10 protein-coding genes and 1 pseudogene are annotated in these 14,258 nt (G+C 67.5%); 6 read left to right on the forward strand and 5 right to left on the reverse strand.

Going from position 1 to position 14,258, the window contains the following annotated elements; translation table 11 throughout:
• Positions 1-13 precede the first annotated feature (13 nt).
• The 3 genes and pseudogenes from ABDW61_RS19235 to ABDW61_RS19245 all read left to right on the forward strand — a co-directional run bounded on the left by ABDW61_RS19235 (position 14) and on the right by ABDW61_RS19245 (position 5,063).
• Positions 14-1,528, forward strand: coding sequence for an efflux RND transporter periplasmic adaptor subunit (locus tag ABDW61_RS19235; protein WP_343640973.1), 1,515 nt, complete (start codon positions 14-16; stop codon positions 1,526-1,528).
• Positions 1,525-4,710 (forward strand): annotated as a pseudogene (locus tag ABDW61_RS19240) (CusA/CzcA family heavy metal efflux RND transporter). Before ABDW61_RS19235 ends, ABDW61_RS19240 begins: the two are co-directional and overlap by 4 nt.
• 11 nt (positions 4,711-4,721) lie before the next feature.
• Positions 4,722-5,063, forward strand: coding sequence for a copper-binding protein (locus ABDW61_RS19245; protein WP_343640974.1), 342 nt, complete (start codon positions 4,722-4,724; stop codon positions 5,061-5,063).
• Between the two features lie 309 nt (positions 5,064-5,372).
• On the opposite strand, the gene ABDW61_RS19250 is transcribed toward ABDW61_RS19245, so the two are convergent.
• Positions 5,373-6,383, reverse strand: coding sequence for an NADP-dependent oxidoreductase (locus tag ABDW61_RS19250; protein WP_343640975.1), 1,011 nt, complete (start codon positions 6,381-6,383; stop codon positions 5,373-5,375).
• A gap of 123 nt (positions 6,384-6,506) precedes the next feature.
• On the opposite strand from ABDW61_RS19250, the gene ABDW61_RS19255 reads away from it, so the two are divergent.
• Positions 6,507-7,121, forward strand: coding sequence for a TetR family transcriptional regulator (locus ABDW61_RS19255; RefSeq protein ID WP_343640977.1), 615 nt, complete (start codon positions 6,507-6,509; stop codon positions 7,119-7,121).
• A 185-nt stretch (positions 7,122-7,306) separates the two neighbouring features.
• On the opposite strand, the gene ABDW61_RS19260 is transcribed toward ABDW61_RS19255, so the two are convergent.
• Both ABDW61_RS19260 and ABDW61_RS19265 read right to left on the reverse strand, forming a co-directional pair.
• Positions 7,307-8,491, reverse strand: a complete 1,185-nt coding sequence (locus ABDW61_RS19260; protein WP_343640978.1) for a YopJ family acetyltransferase — start codon at positions 8,489-8,491, stop codon at positions 7,307-7,309.
• A 107-nt stretch (positions 8,492-8,598) separates the two neighbouring features.
• Entirely contained in the window at positions 8,599-9,558 is a 960-nt protein-coding gene (locus ABDW61_RS19265; RefSeq protein ID WP_343640980.1) for an NmrA/HSCARG family protein, read from the reverse strand.
• A 99-nt stretch (positions 9,559-9,657) separates the two neighbouring features.
• Between ABDW61_RS19265 and ABDW61_RS19270 the strand changes: the two genes are divergently transcribed.
• Complete coding sequence (locus tag ABDW61_RS19270; RefSeq protein ID WP_343640982.1) at positions 9,658-10,638, forward strand: LysR family transcriptional regulator; 981 nt, start codon at positions 9,658-9,660, stop codon at positions 10,636-10,638.
• Here the strand turns inward: ABDW61_RS19270 and ABDW61_RS19275 are convergent.
• Both ABDW61_RS19275 and ABDW61_RS19280 read right to left on the reverse strand, forming a co-directional pair.
• Entirely contained in the window at positions 10,635-12,005 is a 1,371-nt protein-coding gene (locus tag ABDW61_RS19275; protein ID WP_343640983.1) for a TAXI family TRAP transporter solute-binding subunit, read from the reverse strand. The two genes, ABDW61_RS19270 and ABDW61_RS19275, sit on opposite strands and share 4 nt — an antisense overlap.
• Positions 12,006-12,185: 180 nt before the next feature.
• On the reverse strand, positions 12,186-12,824 hold the full coding sequence (locus tag ABDW61_RS19280; RefSeq protein WP_343640985.1) for an N-acetyltransferase family protein: 639 nt from the start codon (positions 12,822-12,824) through the stop codon (positions 12,186-12,188).
• Positions 12,825-13,060: 236 nt separating this feature from the next.
• Here ABDW61_RS19280 and ABDW61_RS19285 point away from each other — a divergent pair, with 236 nt between their 5' ends.
• Positions 13,061-14,218 (forward strand): pectate lyase, encoded by a 1,158-nt coding sequence (locus tag ABDW61_RS19285; RefSeq protein WP_343640987.1) that lies wholly within the window; start codon positions 13,061-13,063, stop codon positions 14,216-14,218.
• Positions 14,219-14,258: the final 40 nt, after the last annotated feature.

Raw genomic sequence — 14,258 nt, forward strand, 5'->3', positions numbered from 1 at the left:
ATTCGTCACATCCATGGTCGTCGCCGGCGGCCTGCTGATCGGCGGCGGCTACGTGCTGGGGCGCTCCGACGCCAACTCCCTGACTGCGCCCGCTGCTGCCGTGCCCGCGGCCCGTGCGGCCTCTGAAGGCGAGCGCAAGGTCCTGTACTGGCACGACCCCATGGTCCCCGGCCCTCGCTTCGACCAGCCGGGCAAGTCGCCGTTCATGGACATGCAGCTCGTCCCCGTGTACGCGGACGAGGCCGGTGATGCCAGTCATGCCGGCGTGACGATCAGCCCGGCCCTCCAGCAGAACCTGGGCATCCGGACCGCTGCCGTGAAGCGGGCGGACATGGGTAGCTCCTTCGATGCCGTCGGCACGGTCCAGTTCGATGAACGGCTCAGCGTTGCGGTTCAAACCCGAGTCGCCGGCTACGTGGAACGCCTGGCCGTGCGGGCGCCCATGGAGCAGGTCCGCAAGGGCCAAGCGCTCGCCACCGTCTTCGCGCCGGAATGGCTGGCGCCGCAGAACGAGCTCCTCGCGCTCAAGCGGGCCGGCGTGAGCCCGGAGGTCATCGCTGCCGCCAGGGACCGCATGCGCGCAATGTCCATTCCGGACGGCCTGATTCGACACAGCGAGGAGACCGGGACCGCGCAAGCGCGCTTCACCCTCAGCGCGCCCGCGACTGGCGTGATCGCGGAACTTGGCGTTCGAGAAGGCGTGCAGGTGCAGCCTGGCACCACGCTTTTTCGCATCGCGGGCCTGGAGAAGGTCTGGGCCATCGCGGAGATTCCCGAGGCGCAGATCCCTCGGCTCGCCCGAGGTCAGAGGGTCAAGGCCGTGCTGCAGGCCGACCCGAGCCACGCCTTCGAGGGCGAACTGAAGGAGATGCTCCCTCAAGTCAGCGCGAACACGCACACGCTGCAGGCGCGCTTCGAGGTCGACAACAAGGCGGGGAAGCTGACCCCTGGGATGCTGCTGCGGCTGCAGGTTGCTGGCGCCGCGGTGTCGCGCCTGGTCGTCCCGTCAGAGGCGGTCATCCGCACCGGGACGCGCGCGGTCGCGATCGTCCGCGACAGCAACGGCGGTTTCGCGCCTCGCGACATCCAGCTGGGCGTCGATCTGGGTGACCAGCTCGAGGTGCTGGCGGGCCTGCGAGAAGGCGACGAGGTGGTCGCCAGTGGACAGTTCCTCATCGACTCGGAAGCTCGGCTCAAGTCGGTGCTCGGCACCATGGCATCCGTGCAGCCCGCGGCCTCGGCGGCTTCCGCCGTCGGACCCATCGGCGCCGCCAGCGCCGCAAGCGCTGCGGCGAGCGGCATCTACTCGGCGGAAGGAACGATCGAGGACATCGAAGCCCAGAGTTTGACCATCTCTCACGGGCCCATTGCCGCGCTCAAGTGGCCAGCCATGACGATGGGCTTCAAGAAGCGCCAACCGAAGGCCTTCCCGGAAGTGAAGCCCGGCGATCGGATCCGTTTCGAGTTCAAGAAGGCGGGCGACGACTTCGAGCTCGTCGCGGTGCATCGGATCGGAGGCGGCCAGTGATCGCCGCGCTCATTCGCTGGTCCATCGGCAACCGCGTCCTGGTGCTGATCGCCACGGCCTTCCTGGTCGTCGCGGCGCTCTTCTCGGTCCTGCACACGCCGGTCGACGCGCTGCCCGATGTCGGCGACACGCAGGTGGTCGTGCGCACGACCTATCCGGGAAAGCCGCCGCAGGTGGTCGAGGACCTGGTGACCTATCCGCTGACCACCACCATGCTCGGCGTGCCGGGCGCCAGGACGGTTCGCGGCTACTCGTTGTTCGGCGACTCGTTCGTCTATGTCCTGTTCGATGACAAGACCGACCCGTACTGGGCGCGGTCGCGCGTGGGCGAGTCTCTGAACCAGGTCCAGAGCCGTCTTCCGGCGGGCGCGACGGCCGCCTTGGGGCCGGACGCGACCGGCGTGGGCTGGGTCTACGAGTACGCGCTGGTCGACAGGACCGGGCACACCGACATCAGCCAGCTCCGCGCGCTGAACGACTGGTTCCTGAAGTTCGAGCTCAAGACCGTGCCGGACGTGGCGGAGGTCGCCAGCATCGGCGGCATGGTGCGTCAGTACCAGGTCGTCCTGGACCCGGACCGCCTGCGCGGGCTCGGCGTCACGCAGGCCATGGTCGTCGACGCGCTGAAGAACGCCAACCAGTCTTCGGGAGGCTCGGTGGTCGAGATGGCCGAGACCGAGTACATGGTGCGCTCGCGGGGATTCCTGAAGTCGCTGGACGACTTCCGGTCCATCCCGCTCGGCCTGTCCGGGTCGACCCCCGTGATGCTGCGGGACGTCGCCACGGTCCAGCTGGGGCCGGAGATGCGCCGCGGCGTGGCTGAACTGGACGGCCAAGGCGAGGTCACCGGGGGTGTCGTCGTCATGCGCTCGGGCAGGAACGCGCGCACGACCATTGAATCCGTGAAGGCCAGGCTCGAGCAGCTCAAGCCCAGCCTGCCCAAGGGCGTGGAAATCGTGGAGACCTACGACCGCTCCCAGCTCATCGACCGCGCCATCGACAACCTCAAGCTCAAGCTCTCGGAGGAGTTCGTCGCCGTCGCGCTGGTGTGCGTGCTCTTCCTGTTGCACCTGCGCTCCGCGCTGGTGGCCGTGGTCGCGCTGCCGATTGCCGTTGGCGTCGCCTTCATCGTGATGCGCTGGCAGGGCCTCAACGCCAACATCCTGTCGCTCGCCGGCATCGCGCTGGCATTGGGCGCCGCGCTGGACGGCGTGGTGGTGCTGCTGGAGGCCGTCCACAAGCACATCGAGGCCTTCGAGCACGACCGGGCCCGAGCGCCGACGACGCAGGAGCGCTGGGCGCTGGTCGCGAACGCCTGCACCGAGGTCGGGCCGGCGCTGTTCTTCTCGCTGCTGGTCATCACGCTGTCCTTCCTGCCGGTGTTCACGCTGGAGGCGCAGGAGGGGCGCCTGTTCGCTCCCTTGGCCTTCACCAAGACCTACACGATGGCGGCGGCGGCGGCGCTGTCCGTCACCCTCGTGCCCCTGCTCATGGGCTATCTGGTCCGAGGCCGCATTCCCAGGGAGACCGCGAACCCGCTGAATCGACTCTTGATGGCAGCCTACCGGCCCGCGCTGGAGGCCGTGCTTCGCTTCCCGAAGGCGACGCTGGCCGTTGCCGGCGTCGTGCTGGCGTTGACGGTCATCCCGCTGATGCGGCTGGGGGGAGAGTTCATGCCGCCGCTGGACGAGGGCGACCTGCTCTACATGCCATCGGCGCTGCCGGGCATCCCGGTCTCCAAGGCGTCGGCGCTGCTTCAGCAGACGGACCGGCTCATCAAGACGGTGCCCGAGGTGGCGACGGTCTTCGGCAAGGCCGGCCGCGCGGACACCGCCACGGACCCGGCGCCGCTGGAGATGTTCGAGACCACCATCCAGTTCAAGCCGCGTGAGCAGTGGCGGCCAGGGATGACGCCGGACCGGCTGGTCGAGGAGCTCGACCGCGTCGTCCAGGTGCCGGGGCTGTCCAACGTCTGGGTGCCGCCCATTCGCAACCGCATCGACATGCTGGCCACGGGCATCAAGTCGCCGGTGGGCATCAAGGTCGCGGGCGCGGACCTGCAGACCGTCGACCGCCTGACCACTCGCATCGAGACCGCGGTCAAGCAGGTGCCGGGCGTCTCGTCGGCGCTGGCGGAGCGGCTGACCGGCGGGCGCTACATCGACGTCGATGTCGACCGCGCCGCGGCCGCGCGCTTCGGCCTGTCGGTGGCGGAGGTGCAGGCGGTGGTGTCGACGGCGGTGGGCGGTGAGAACGTCGGCGAGGTCATCAGCGGCCGTGAGCGCTTCCCGCTCAATGTCCGCTATCCGCGTGAGATTCGTGATTCATTGGAGCGCCTGCGCGCCTTGCCGTTCGTGACCGGGAAAGGCGCCAACCTGCTGCTGGGGGACGTGGCGCGCATCACCGTTGAGGACGGCCCGCCCATGCTGCGCAGCGAGAACGCGCGCTTGTCCGGCTAGGTCTACGTCGACGTGCGAGGGCGCGACCTCGGTTCGGCCGTGCGCGACATGCAGGCGGTCGTGGCGAAGGAGGTGGCCATGCCGGCCGGGTATGCGCTCTCCTGGTCCGGGCAGTTCGAGTACCTGGAGCGAGCGGCGCAGCGCATGAAGGTCGTGGTCCCCGCGACGCTGGCGGTGATCTTCGTGCTGCTGTATCTGCTGTTCCGGGACGCGACCCACGCGGCGCTCGTGATGGCTGCCGTGCCGTTCTCGCTCGTGGGCGGGTTCTGGCTGATCTGGCTGCTTGGGCACGCCGTGTCGGTCGCCACGGCCGTGGGATTCATTGCGCTTGCCGGCGTGGCGGCCGAGTTTGGCGTCGTCATGCTGGTGTACCTGGAGAACGCCTTGGCAAGGCGTCTTGCCGCCGGCGAGGCGGATACCCACGACACGCTGCTTGCCGCCGTCCGTGAAGGCGCCGTGCTTCGTGTGCGGCCCAAGGCGATGACCGTCGCGATCGTGCTGGCCGGCCTCATCCCCATGCTGTGGGGGGAGGGCGCCGGGCACGAAGTCATGGCGCGGATTGCCGCGCCCATGGTCGGCGGCATGGTCACGGCCCCGCTGCTCAGCATGCTGGTGATGCCAGCGGCCTGGTACCTCGTTCATCGCCGCAGGCTGGCCTCGGCGCCCGTTTTCTCCCCACTCGGCTCGCCTGAAGGCGCGGCCGTTCCCTCCCAACCTCTCTGAAAGGACGCCTCATGAAGGCCACATTCGTTCTCTGCACCATCCTGGCTCTGGGCACCGGCTCGGCCGCCCATGCCCAGGACATGAACAGCATGCCCATGACGCCCGCGAGCAGCGCTTCCGCGGCGGCCATGCCGCTCGTCGACGCGGAGGTGCGCAGGATCGACCCGAGCAAGGGGCTCATCGTGCTGCGCCACGGCCACATTCCCAACCTGGCCATGCCGGGCATGACGATGGGGTTTGAGGTCGCGGACAAGAGGATGCTCGAAGGCCTGAAGATCGGCGACAAGGTCAAGTTCCAGGCGGAGATGGTCAAGGGCAAGGCCACCGTCACTGAGCTCAAGCCAGTGCGCTGACGACAGCCTCCCTACCGTCCGCGCGGCCGGCGGAGGAAACAGCACGAGCCGGCGGCCCGCCGGCGAGTGCGGCGCCACGCGCTTCATGAGGGTGGCCGTCATGGCCGTCTTCGCGACGACGGCCGGTGCCGCCAACATCTGCGGGAGCGTCAACGCCAGCATCCGCTTCTTTCCCTGTCGCGCCAGCGCGCAGTCACCCCATCGCCGGGGAGAAGAAAAGGAGAAAAATGGAGAAAAGGACCCCAGACGTTTCCGCCTGGGGTCAATGAGCTGCGTGCGACGGGTGCCGCACGACAACCCCTGGAACCGTCAGCGGGCCCGCTTGACCTGGATCACGACCTTGCCCTTGGCCCGGCCCGCCTTGACGTACTCGAGCGCCTCGTTGGTCGACTCGAACGGGAAGATCCGATCGATCACCGGCCGGATCGCGCCGGCGTCGATGAGCCGCGTGATCTCCCGCAGCTGGCCGCCGTCCGCTTTCATGAAGAGGAAGGAGAACCGCTTGCCTTGGCTGGCCGCCTTGCGGCGGATGCCCGAGCTCAGCAAACGCATGATCAGCCGCACGAAGCCGGGGGCCCCGATCGCCTGGCCGAACTCAGGATCGGGCGGCCCGGAGATCGAGATCACTTCTCCGCCGCGTTTGAGCACCCCGAGCGACTTCTTCAGCGTGTCGCCATCCTGGCTGTTGAGCACGACGTCGTAGTCGCGCAGGAGGCCCTCGAAGTCCTGGTGCTTGTAGTCGATGACCACGTCGGCGCCCAGCCCCTTGACGAGGGCCATGTTGGTCGTGCCGGTCGTGGTCGCGACCTCCGCTCCGAGATGCTTGGCCAGTTGGATCGCGAACGTGCCCACGCCGCCGGAGCCAGCCTGGATGAAGACCTTCTGCCCGCGCTTCAAGCCAGCCCGTTCGACCAGTGCCTGCCACGCGGTCAGCCCCACCAGCGGAATCGATGCCGCTTCCTCCATGGACAGGCCCCTGGGTTTGAGCGCGACAGAGGCCTCCCTGACCGGAACGAACTGCGCAAAGGTGCCGATCCGGAAGTCGTCCGCGCGCGCGTAGACCTCGTCGCCGGGTTTGAAGAGCCGTACCTGCGGGCCCGCCTTGACCACCACGCCCGCGACGTCATGTCCGAGCACCAGCGGCAGCCGATAGGGCAGGATCAACTTGAACTCACCATCGCTGATCTTGGCGTCGAGCACGTTCACGCCGGCGGCATGGACCTCGATCAGGACCTCGTCGTCCCGCAGCGCGGGCAGCGGCATCTCGGTCGGCACGAGCGCGCTGCGCTTTCCATAGCGCTCAAGGACAAATGCTTTCATGGTGTCGGGGATCGGTGAATTGACTGCCTTCAATGATGATGTTCGTCATCCAAAAAGTCAATGATTTGATTATGGGCAGCATCTATCTATAGTTGCGCCCTGTCACGCATCCACGCACGAGCCATGAAGGTCACCAAAGCGCAAGCGCAAGCCAATCGGGAGCATGTCGTCCGCACGGCATCCACGCTGTTTCGGGAACGGGGTTACGACGGAGTCGGGGTGGTCGACCTGATGGCCGCGGCGGGCTTCACGCATGGCGGCTTCTACAAGCAGTTCCAATCGAAGGCCGAGTTGATGGCGGAGTCGGCCGCCTGCGGCATCGCGCAGACGGTTGAGCTGTCGGAAGGGATGTCGGCGGCGGGCTTCGTGAAGGCCTACGTGTCACGCGAGCATCGGGCGGCTCGAGCGCAAGGCTGCACCATGGCCGCGCTGGGCGGCGATGCGGCGCGTCAGTCGGATGCGGTGCGAGCCGTGTTCGCCGACGGCATTGAAGGCATCCTGGCGGCGCTGAACCGCGAAGGCACCACGCTGGAGTCAGCGGATGCCAAGCAGGCTCGCGCGAAGGGGCTGGATCTGCTGGCGCATGTCGTGGGCGCGATCGTCATGTCACGCGCCTGCCCGGACGACTCGCCGTTGGCTGATGAAATCCTGACCGCTTGCCGGAAGGAGATCCTGGCGTCGCTCGCTCCGCCATCACGCGCGCCGGCGGCCCGGCGCAAGCGGGCCAAACGCGAGTGACTGATCAGCCGGGCGGTGGGTCCGCACACCGGGACCGCTGCGCCAGCAGGCGCTTTCGCACCGCATGGATGTTGTTCCGCAGCGCGTAAAGCTCTCCCGCATACGACAGCAGCAGCATCAGCGCCAGCGTGCTTCCGGTTCACCGTTCTTCAGGCGCATCGCATGCTGAACAGAGAAAGCGCCGCTCAGTGCGGCTCGCCGGCGCACTGCGCCAGGGCGTCTCGCAGGAACTTGAGTCTCTCCTGTTCGATGGAGGCGTTGTACTCCCTGCGCTTGCCTCCGGCAGTGACTTGCCGGAAGTTCCCGGCGAAGCTTTCCGCCAGGGGCTTGCGGATGTGCTCTGGAAGGCCGTCGAACACGTCCTTCGATGTGGTGTGCTGGAAGAAGCGCGCATCGAGAACATCGGAGCCGCGCGCTATCGTGACATCCACGTCATTGATGGTGTCGTCCGTCCCCGCGATCTGCCCCCGGAGGTTTTTCTTGTGGAGGTCCTCCATCAGATGACCGGCGTCCGCCATCGCCTTCGCGTTCGCAAGCGCGAAGATCTTGCAATTGACGACGTCTTTCTGGGTGCCCGTGTTGAGAATGGTCAGCGTCGCGTTCTTCACCCCCTTCAACGCGGCGGTCAGGACGGCCAGACTGTCACTGCAGCCCCATACGCTGTCGACAGCGAGGACGGACACCTTGCCGCGACTTCCCGAGACGTCCACGGCGACCCCATGGCTCGGCGCGCCCTTTCCGTGGATGCGCTCCACGTTGACGACCGCGCGCCACCGCTGACCCGACGCGGTGTCGACAATCGCTTGACGCAAGGCATGGGAATCGGATCTCGACGCCTCGAAAACCTTGACGTCGAGCTCGGGGTGGATGCGATTCTGAGCTGCCACCATGTGAGACAGAAATCTCTGATCGAGTTCGGCCGCCGGGAATTGCCTTCCTTGAAGCTGGGCTTGCTCCAGCGCTTGAATGAAGTCCTTCAATTGAGCCTCGATGGCGGGACCTGACGATGACGACGGAAGGGCGACCCGGCCGGCCATTGCGCTGACGCCGGAGGCACCGGCGGCCGCCGCCGGGCGTGTCCGTGGAGACAACGCTTCGTGCTGGCCCGCGTTGACGTTGAAGGTCTGACCAGATGCGGCAATCGAGCTTGTATCCAGCGCGGTGACGTAGCTCTGCGCTGGACGTGGCGCAGTGGCACCGTTGAGTTTCGACGACATGCATCCCATTTCTTCTCTCCTGTGAGTCGGCCTTGAATCAGCTTCGATGGCAATGGCCGACGTATCCAAACCGCCGGCGCCCAGACAAGCTTCGCGATGCTGCGGCTGCTCGCGCAGCGCGGCTGCAGCACCGATTCTTGCGACGACAAGCACTGCGGCGCTTCAACGCACCCGAAGACATCTTCCAGAATCCGAGATCGCCCTCACAGACAGCCGGAGCCGCCTGGCCGGGCCAGGCCCCTCCTCGAATGAGCCTTGGGTCACGACCCGGACGCCATGCCGAGCTGGAAATTGTCCCGGGCCCAGGATGCAAAGGGAGTCGGCGTCCGGCCTGCAACCCTGTTCGCAAGCGCAATTGCATCGTCATGTGAACCTGGGCCGAGGTAGGTATAGGCCTCGAAATAGGCCAGCGTTTCAGCCAACGCATCAGCTCCCGGGAAGAAGCCTGCGAATGCGGCTCGTGGGACCTCGGTAAACGTGATCCGATGGCCCAGCTGATTCAACGAATCGACGATGTCGTTGAAGCTCAGGAAGTCGCCGACCAGAGGCAGATAGGCGCCATCGCCCGTTTCATCCGGATGCGCGAAAGCGCCGGTCACGATGTGGCCCAACTCGGCGATGTCACCCATGTGGAAGCAACGCGCAGCCGGGTCGATGGGCCGCACGAAGCTCAGCCTTCCGTCCGGCTGCGGCTGCGGTCCGAATTGGCCCGAGAAGTTCTGATAGTAGGCAGGCGGCACAACAAAGGTGTAGTGCGCGAATGCGGCCTCCTTGACGATCGCATCGACCTTGGCCTTGCCCGTGAACTGGGGAAGATTGAGCTTGCCGTTGCTGATCACCTCGACATTCGGCAAGGTGGACCAGATCAAATGGTCGACCCCGGCAGCTTTCGCAGCCTGAATGGCCGCTGTTGCCTGCTTGACCTCGTCGACGCCTTCCTGCCAGAAGTTGGTGACGAGAAAGACTCCGTGTGCACCCTCAAGGGCGGTCACAAGTGTCTGTGGGCGCTCCAGGTCCGCTGCGACAACTTCGTCGGCGGGACCCTTGTATTTGCCGGGGTCGCGCGAGAGCGCGCGCACCTTGAATTGGCCGTTGGCCTTCAGGGCTCGCACCACCCCGGACCCTTGGTTTCCGGTCGCGCCAAATACGGCAATCAGTTTCTTTTCAATGGACATCACTGCACCTGTCTTTCGTTCGTGCTCCATGGCGTCGGGGGACATGGGAGCGGGTTCTGTCGGCTGACCGGGCAGATCTTCTTTTGGATCGACATTGTTATCAATACCTCAAGAATTGGCATCATTTGCTAGGATTTGATCCATATGAACGATCCCATCGAAACGGCGGAACTCGTCGCCTTCACCAAGACGGTCGATGCCACCTCCCTCTCACGCGCTGCGGCCGAGCTTGGCGTCCCGCGCGCGACCGTGAGCCGTCGTCTCGCTCGCCTTGAGGAGCGCCTCGGTGTGCGCCTTCTGCGCCGTACCACTCGAAGCCTTGTCCTCACCGAAGTTGGCGAGGCCTTCTACCAGCAAGCCTGCATGGCGCTCCAGGCGGTGCGCTCGGCCGAGCAGAGCGTGCGCACGGCTGACGATGTCGTGCGTGGGGATCTGCGCGTCTCGGTGCCGCCGATGATGAACCCGAGCTTCCGCGCCATGCTCAGCGACTTTGCTGCGCACCATCCGGCGCTGCACGTCCATGTTCACACGTCGAGTCAGCACGTTGACATGCTTCATGGCGGCTACGACGTCGCGCTGCGTGCCAGCAGCGAGATGCAGCCCGGGCTCATCGCGCGCACTCTTTTCCGCGATCCCATGATCGCCGTCGCCGCGCCGGCTTACCTGGCCGATCGAGGCACACCACAAACGCAACGCGATCTCCGCGACCACCGCTGTCTGCTCGGCTTCACGCGTGGTGAGCTGCCGCAGTTTCATTGGCCACTCGTTTCCGGCAGCAAGTTCCAGGTCGAAGGCGCATTCTTCTCAAACGACATCGCGCTGCTGTGCGACGCGGCCGTGCGCGGACTTGGCATCGCGCTTCTTCCGGAGAGCCTGGTGGCTCCGCATCTGGAGCGCGATGCGCTGGCGCAGGTGCTCGCCGATGTCGTCGGCGCCGAGATGCAGATCGCGTTGGTCTACCCGGAGCGCGCGTTCCTGCCGCCGCAGGTGCGCGCCTTCATCGACGCCGTCGTCGCCTGGGTGTCGCGCGACCGGGCCGCGGCCCAGCAGACGTCGGCATCCGCGCGGCCCGGTGTGGTCGGGGCTGCGAAGAGGACCGTGCGCCGCAGGAAGCCTTCTGGCTAGGTCGCCGCCGGCCGTGACCTTTGCGCCAGCAGGCGCTTTCGCACCGCATGGATGTTGTTCCGCAGCGCATAAAGCTCTTCCGCATACGACAGCGGCACCGCGATGCGATGCGTGACGCGATCCAGCTCGTCCAGTTCGTCGAGCAGCGCCTCGCGCTTGCCCGTGCCGGTTTCCAGCTTGGCTTCCACCTCGCGCAGCCGCGCATACCAGCGGAACACGCGCGAGCGCACGCGGAAGGTGTACAGCGGCGGCACCACGCGCGACAGCGGCAGCATCAGCACCAGCAGGCCGCCCACCACCAGCCACATGCGCTCCAGCAGATTGCCGGCCCAGAAGGGCAGGTAACGCGCCCACGCCGGCGGCGTGCCGTTGATGGCGCGGTCGCCTTCGGCGCTGACCGGCAGCTCGCTGGTGCGGGTGTTGGGGAAGTCGCGCGCGCCATTGAACCAGCCAGCCCCGCCGTGCTGACCCAGGGCCGCCTGCGCGAACAGCTGTCGCAGCGCCGGGTGCGTCTGCTCGCGCGCCAGCAGCGCGGTCGTGGTCGCGAGCAGCGGCACGTCGTGCGGCGGCAGATCGGCCGCCAGATCTACGACACCGCGTGGCAGCGTCACGGTGGACAGGAAGGGCAGGTGGCGCGAATAGGCTTCGTTCTGCTCGAAGCCCATCAGTCCGATGGCCGGGTCACGCAGCAGCGCGCGGATCAGGCCCGCCTGCGGCGCCGAGATCAGCACCGCGGCGTCCAGCCGGCCCTCGCGCAGCGCCGCGCCAGCGGCGTCAGGGGCCAGATTGGACAGCCGCAGATCGGCCGGCGTCATGTGGTTCAGCGCCAGCAGCTTCTCGACGATCTGCGGCACACCGCTGCCGTCCTGGTCCACATTGACGCGCAGGCCACGCAGTTGGGTCAGACGCTGCAGTTCGCCGCCGTGCTGGCGGCGAACGATGCCCAGATCGCGGCGATAGAAGATCCAGATCGGCTCGTAGAACAGGCTGCCCAGCGAGACGATGCCAGCCTCGGTATCGGCCACCGGGTCGGCCATGCCGCCGCGCACGAAGCCCACGTCGGCCGTGCCCGCGCGCAGATGCGCGAGGTCGTCCTGCGCGCCTTCGCTGCCGATCAGCACCACCTGAACGCGCTCGCGCGCCAGCGCCTTCGCATAGCCTTCGCCGAAGCCGGCGTAGGCACTGCCGGCCGGACCGGTGGCCAGCCGCACCTGGCGCGGCGGCTGCGGATCCAGCCACCAATAGGCCGCCACCAGCAGCCCGCCGCCGAGCAGCAGCAGCGGCCCCATCGAGACCATCATGTCGCGCAGCGTCTGCAGCAGCAGGCGCAGGCTGCGGGTGGCATGCCATTGCTGGATCGGGGTCATGGCTTGCCGTCCTGAGCGTTCGCATGCGCAGGGGCTGCAAGGGTGAACATGATCGTGATGCCGGCGCGTCGCATGGGCTGGGTCTTGGCCGATGGTGGAACGGGCCATCGTATGCGAGGCGCGCTGGCGGACTGTTACGCCGCGCATCGCGCAGGTCCCTGACCCCAGCGCCGTTCAGCCTCAATCCGCGCCGAGCACCCGGCCCAGGATCACCATGTCCCGGCTCTTCGCGTCGGCCCACACGATGCCCGGCAGACGCCCCCAGGCGCTGAAGCCCTGGGCGCGGAACAGCGCCAGGCTGGCCGCGTTGTCGTGCCAGATGAAAGCCATCAGCCGGTCGATGTGCCACAGCCGCGCCTCGGTCTGCGCGTGCGACAGCAGGCGCCGTCCGATGCCGCAGCCGCGCCAGCCGCGGGCGATGTAGATCGCGACCTCCGCCGCGGGCATGCAGGCCGGCCGGTCGGCGAAGCCGAGCAGGCTCAGCCATCCCACGACTTCCCTGCCGGCCTGCGCCACCCACAGCGGACGGCCATTGGCGCGATGCGACGCCATCCAGTTCGCGAGCCCGTCCGCTGGCAGTTGCGGCAGGCAGCTGCCCAGCAGCGGCCGGCCGGCAGCGCGCGCGTCAACGTCCGGCAGCGGTGCGGGCAACGGCGGCAGCGACTCGTTGTAGATCCGCGTGATGGCCGTGAGGTCGCCATCCAGCGCGGGGCGGACCCCGATCGCCGCCGCGGCCGCGATCGGCGTTTCGCCCGTGATCGCCGCCAGGGCCACGGCGAACGCGGTGGAAGCGGGCAGGGCATGGGGCGTCGCGTGCATGGCGGTTCGGCGGGAAGTCCGGGATGCCTGCAATCTAGGAAGGACCGTGAGCGGCCAAGGGCAATGTCGCGAAGCAGCACGCCGTCGCGCGAAGGGCGCAAGGCCTGGCCCTCGCGGCGCTTCGCCGCCTGTCACGCCGCTTCGCTCGGGGAGGCTCCGTGCGCGAGGCGGTGCCTACCCTCACCAATTGATCACGCCGAGCGCACCGCGCCTTCACGCCTTACCCAGGAGCAGCCATGTCCATCGATGCCATCGATCGTCCCTCGTCCGTGCGGCGCCCGTCGGCGCTCGACCTCTACAGCCAATACCTCAACGCGCCCGCCGCGCAGCCGCAAGGGCCAGCCAGCGGCGGCTCGGCCGGCCAGGCCGCGGTCATCAACAGCATCCTCCAGTTGCTGCAGGCCTTGCTGCCGCTGCTGCAGTCGCTCTCGCAGAACGGCTTGCAGCCCACCAGTGCCGCCAATCAACTGGCCAACCAGTTCGGCGGCGGCGGAGGCGGAGGAGACAGCTTCGGCAGCGGAGCCGGCGGCGGCGGAGGCTCGCCATCCGGCCGCACGGGCGGCACGGGCGGCATGGGCGGGCCGTCGATGGGACCAGGCGCGGGCGGACCAGGCGGCGGTTGGCCGTCCTCGCCATCGTCTCCGTCGTCTCCGTCGTCTCCGTCGTCTCCATCGTCTCCGTCGTCTCCGTCGTCTCCGTCGTCTCCATCGTCTCCGTCGTCTCCGTCTTCCTCATCTTCCCCCGCGCCGGTCTCGGGCGCGGGCAAGCCGGCCGAGATCCCGCCCGCGACCGGCAAGGTGATCGTGAACGAACCCATCGTGGTCAAGGCCGGGCAGACCTTCAACGGCGAGGGCAAGCTCTATCAGGCCGGTCCGTCGCTGGGTGACGGCGGCCAGAGCGAGACCCAGAAGCCGGTTTTCATCCTCGAGCCGGGCGCGAAGCTGGAGAACGTGCAGGTGGCCGGCGGCGACGGCGTCCACACGCGCGGCGACGCGACGCTCAAGGACGTCTGGTGGAAGGACGTCGGTGAGGACGCGATGACGATGAAGGGTCCCGGCAACGTCAAGGTGATCGGCGGCGGCGCCTATGCGGCCACCGACAAGATCTTCCAGATCAACGCGCCGGGCTCGCTGTCGATCGACGGCTTCACCGCGGACGGCTTCGGCAAGGCGGTGCGCACCAACGGCGGACATGACTTCCCGATCAGCATCGACATCCGCAACTCGGTCTTCCGCAATGGCGACGAGGCCGTCGTGCGCAGCGACGTCAAGAAGGCCAACATCAACATCGCGTCCGACGTGGTGATCGAGAGCACGCCGAACAAGGTGCTCGCGCCGTCCACCGCCAACGTGCAGGGCGTGGGCGCCTGGGACTACAAGCCCTACAGCGGTTGATCGCGAACGCCCCGGCCTGGCGCCGGGGCTTCGTGCCGAC

The sequence above is a fragment of the Roseateles sp. genome (assembly GCF_039595595.1).
Lineage (GTDB): Bacteria > Pseudomonadota > Gammaproteobacteria > Burkholderiales > Burkholderiaceae_C > Roseateles.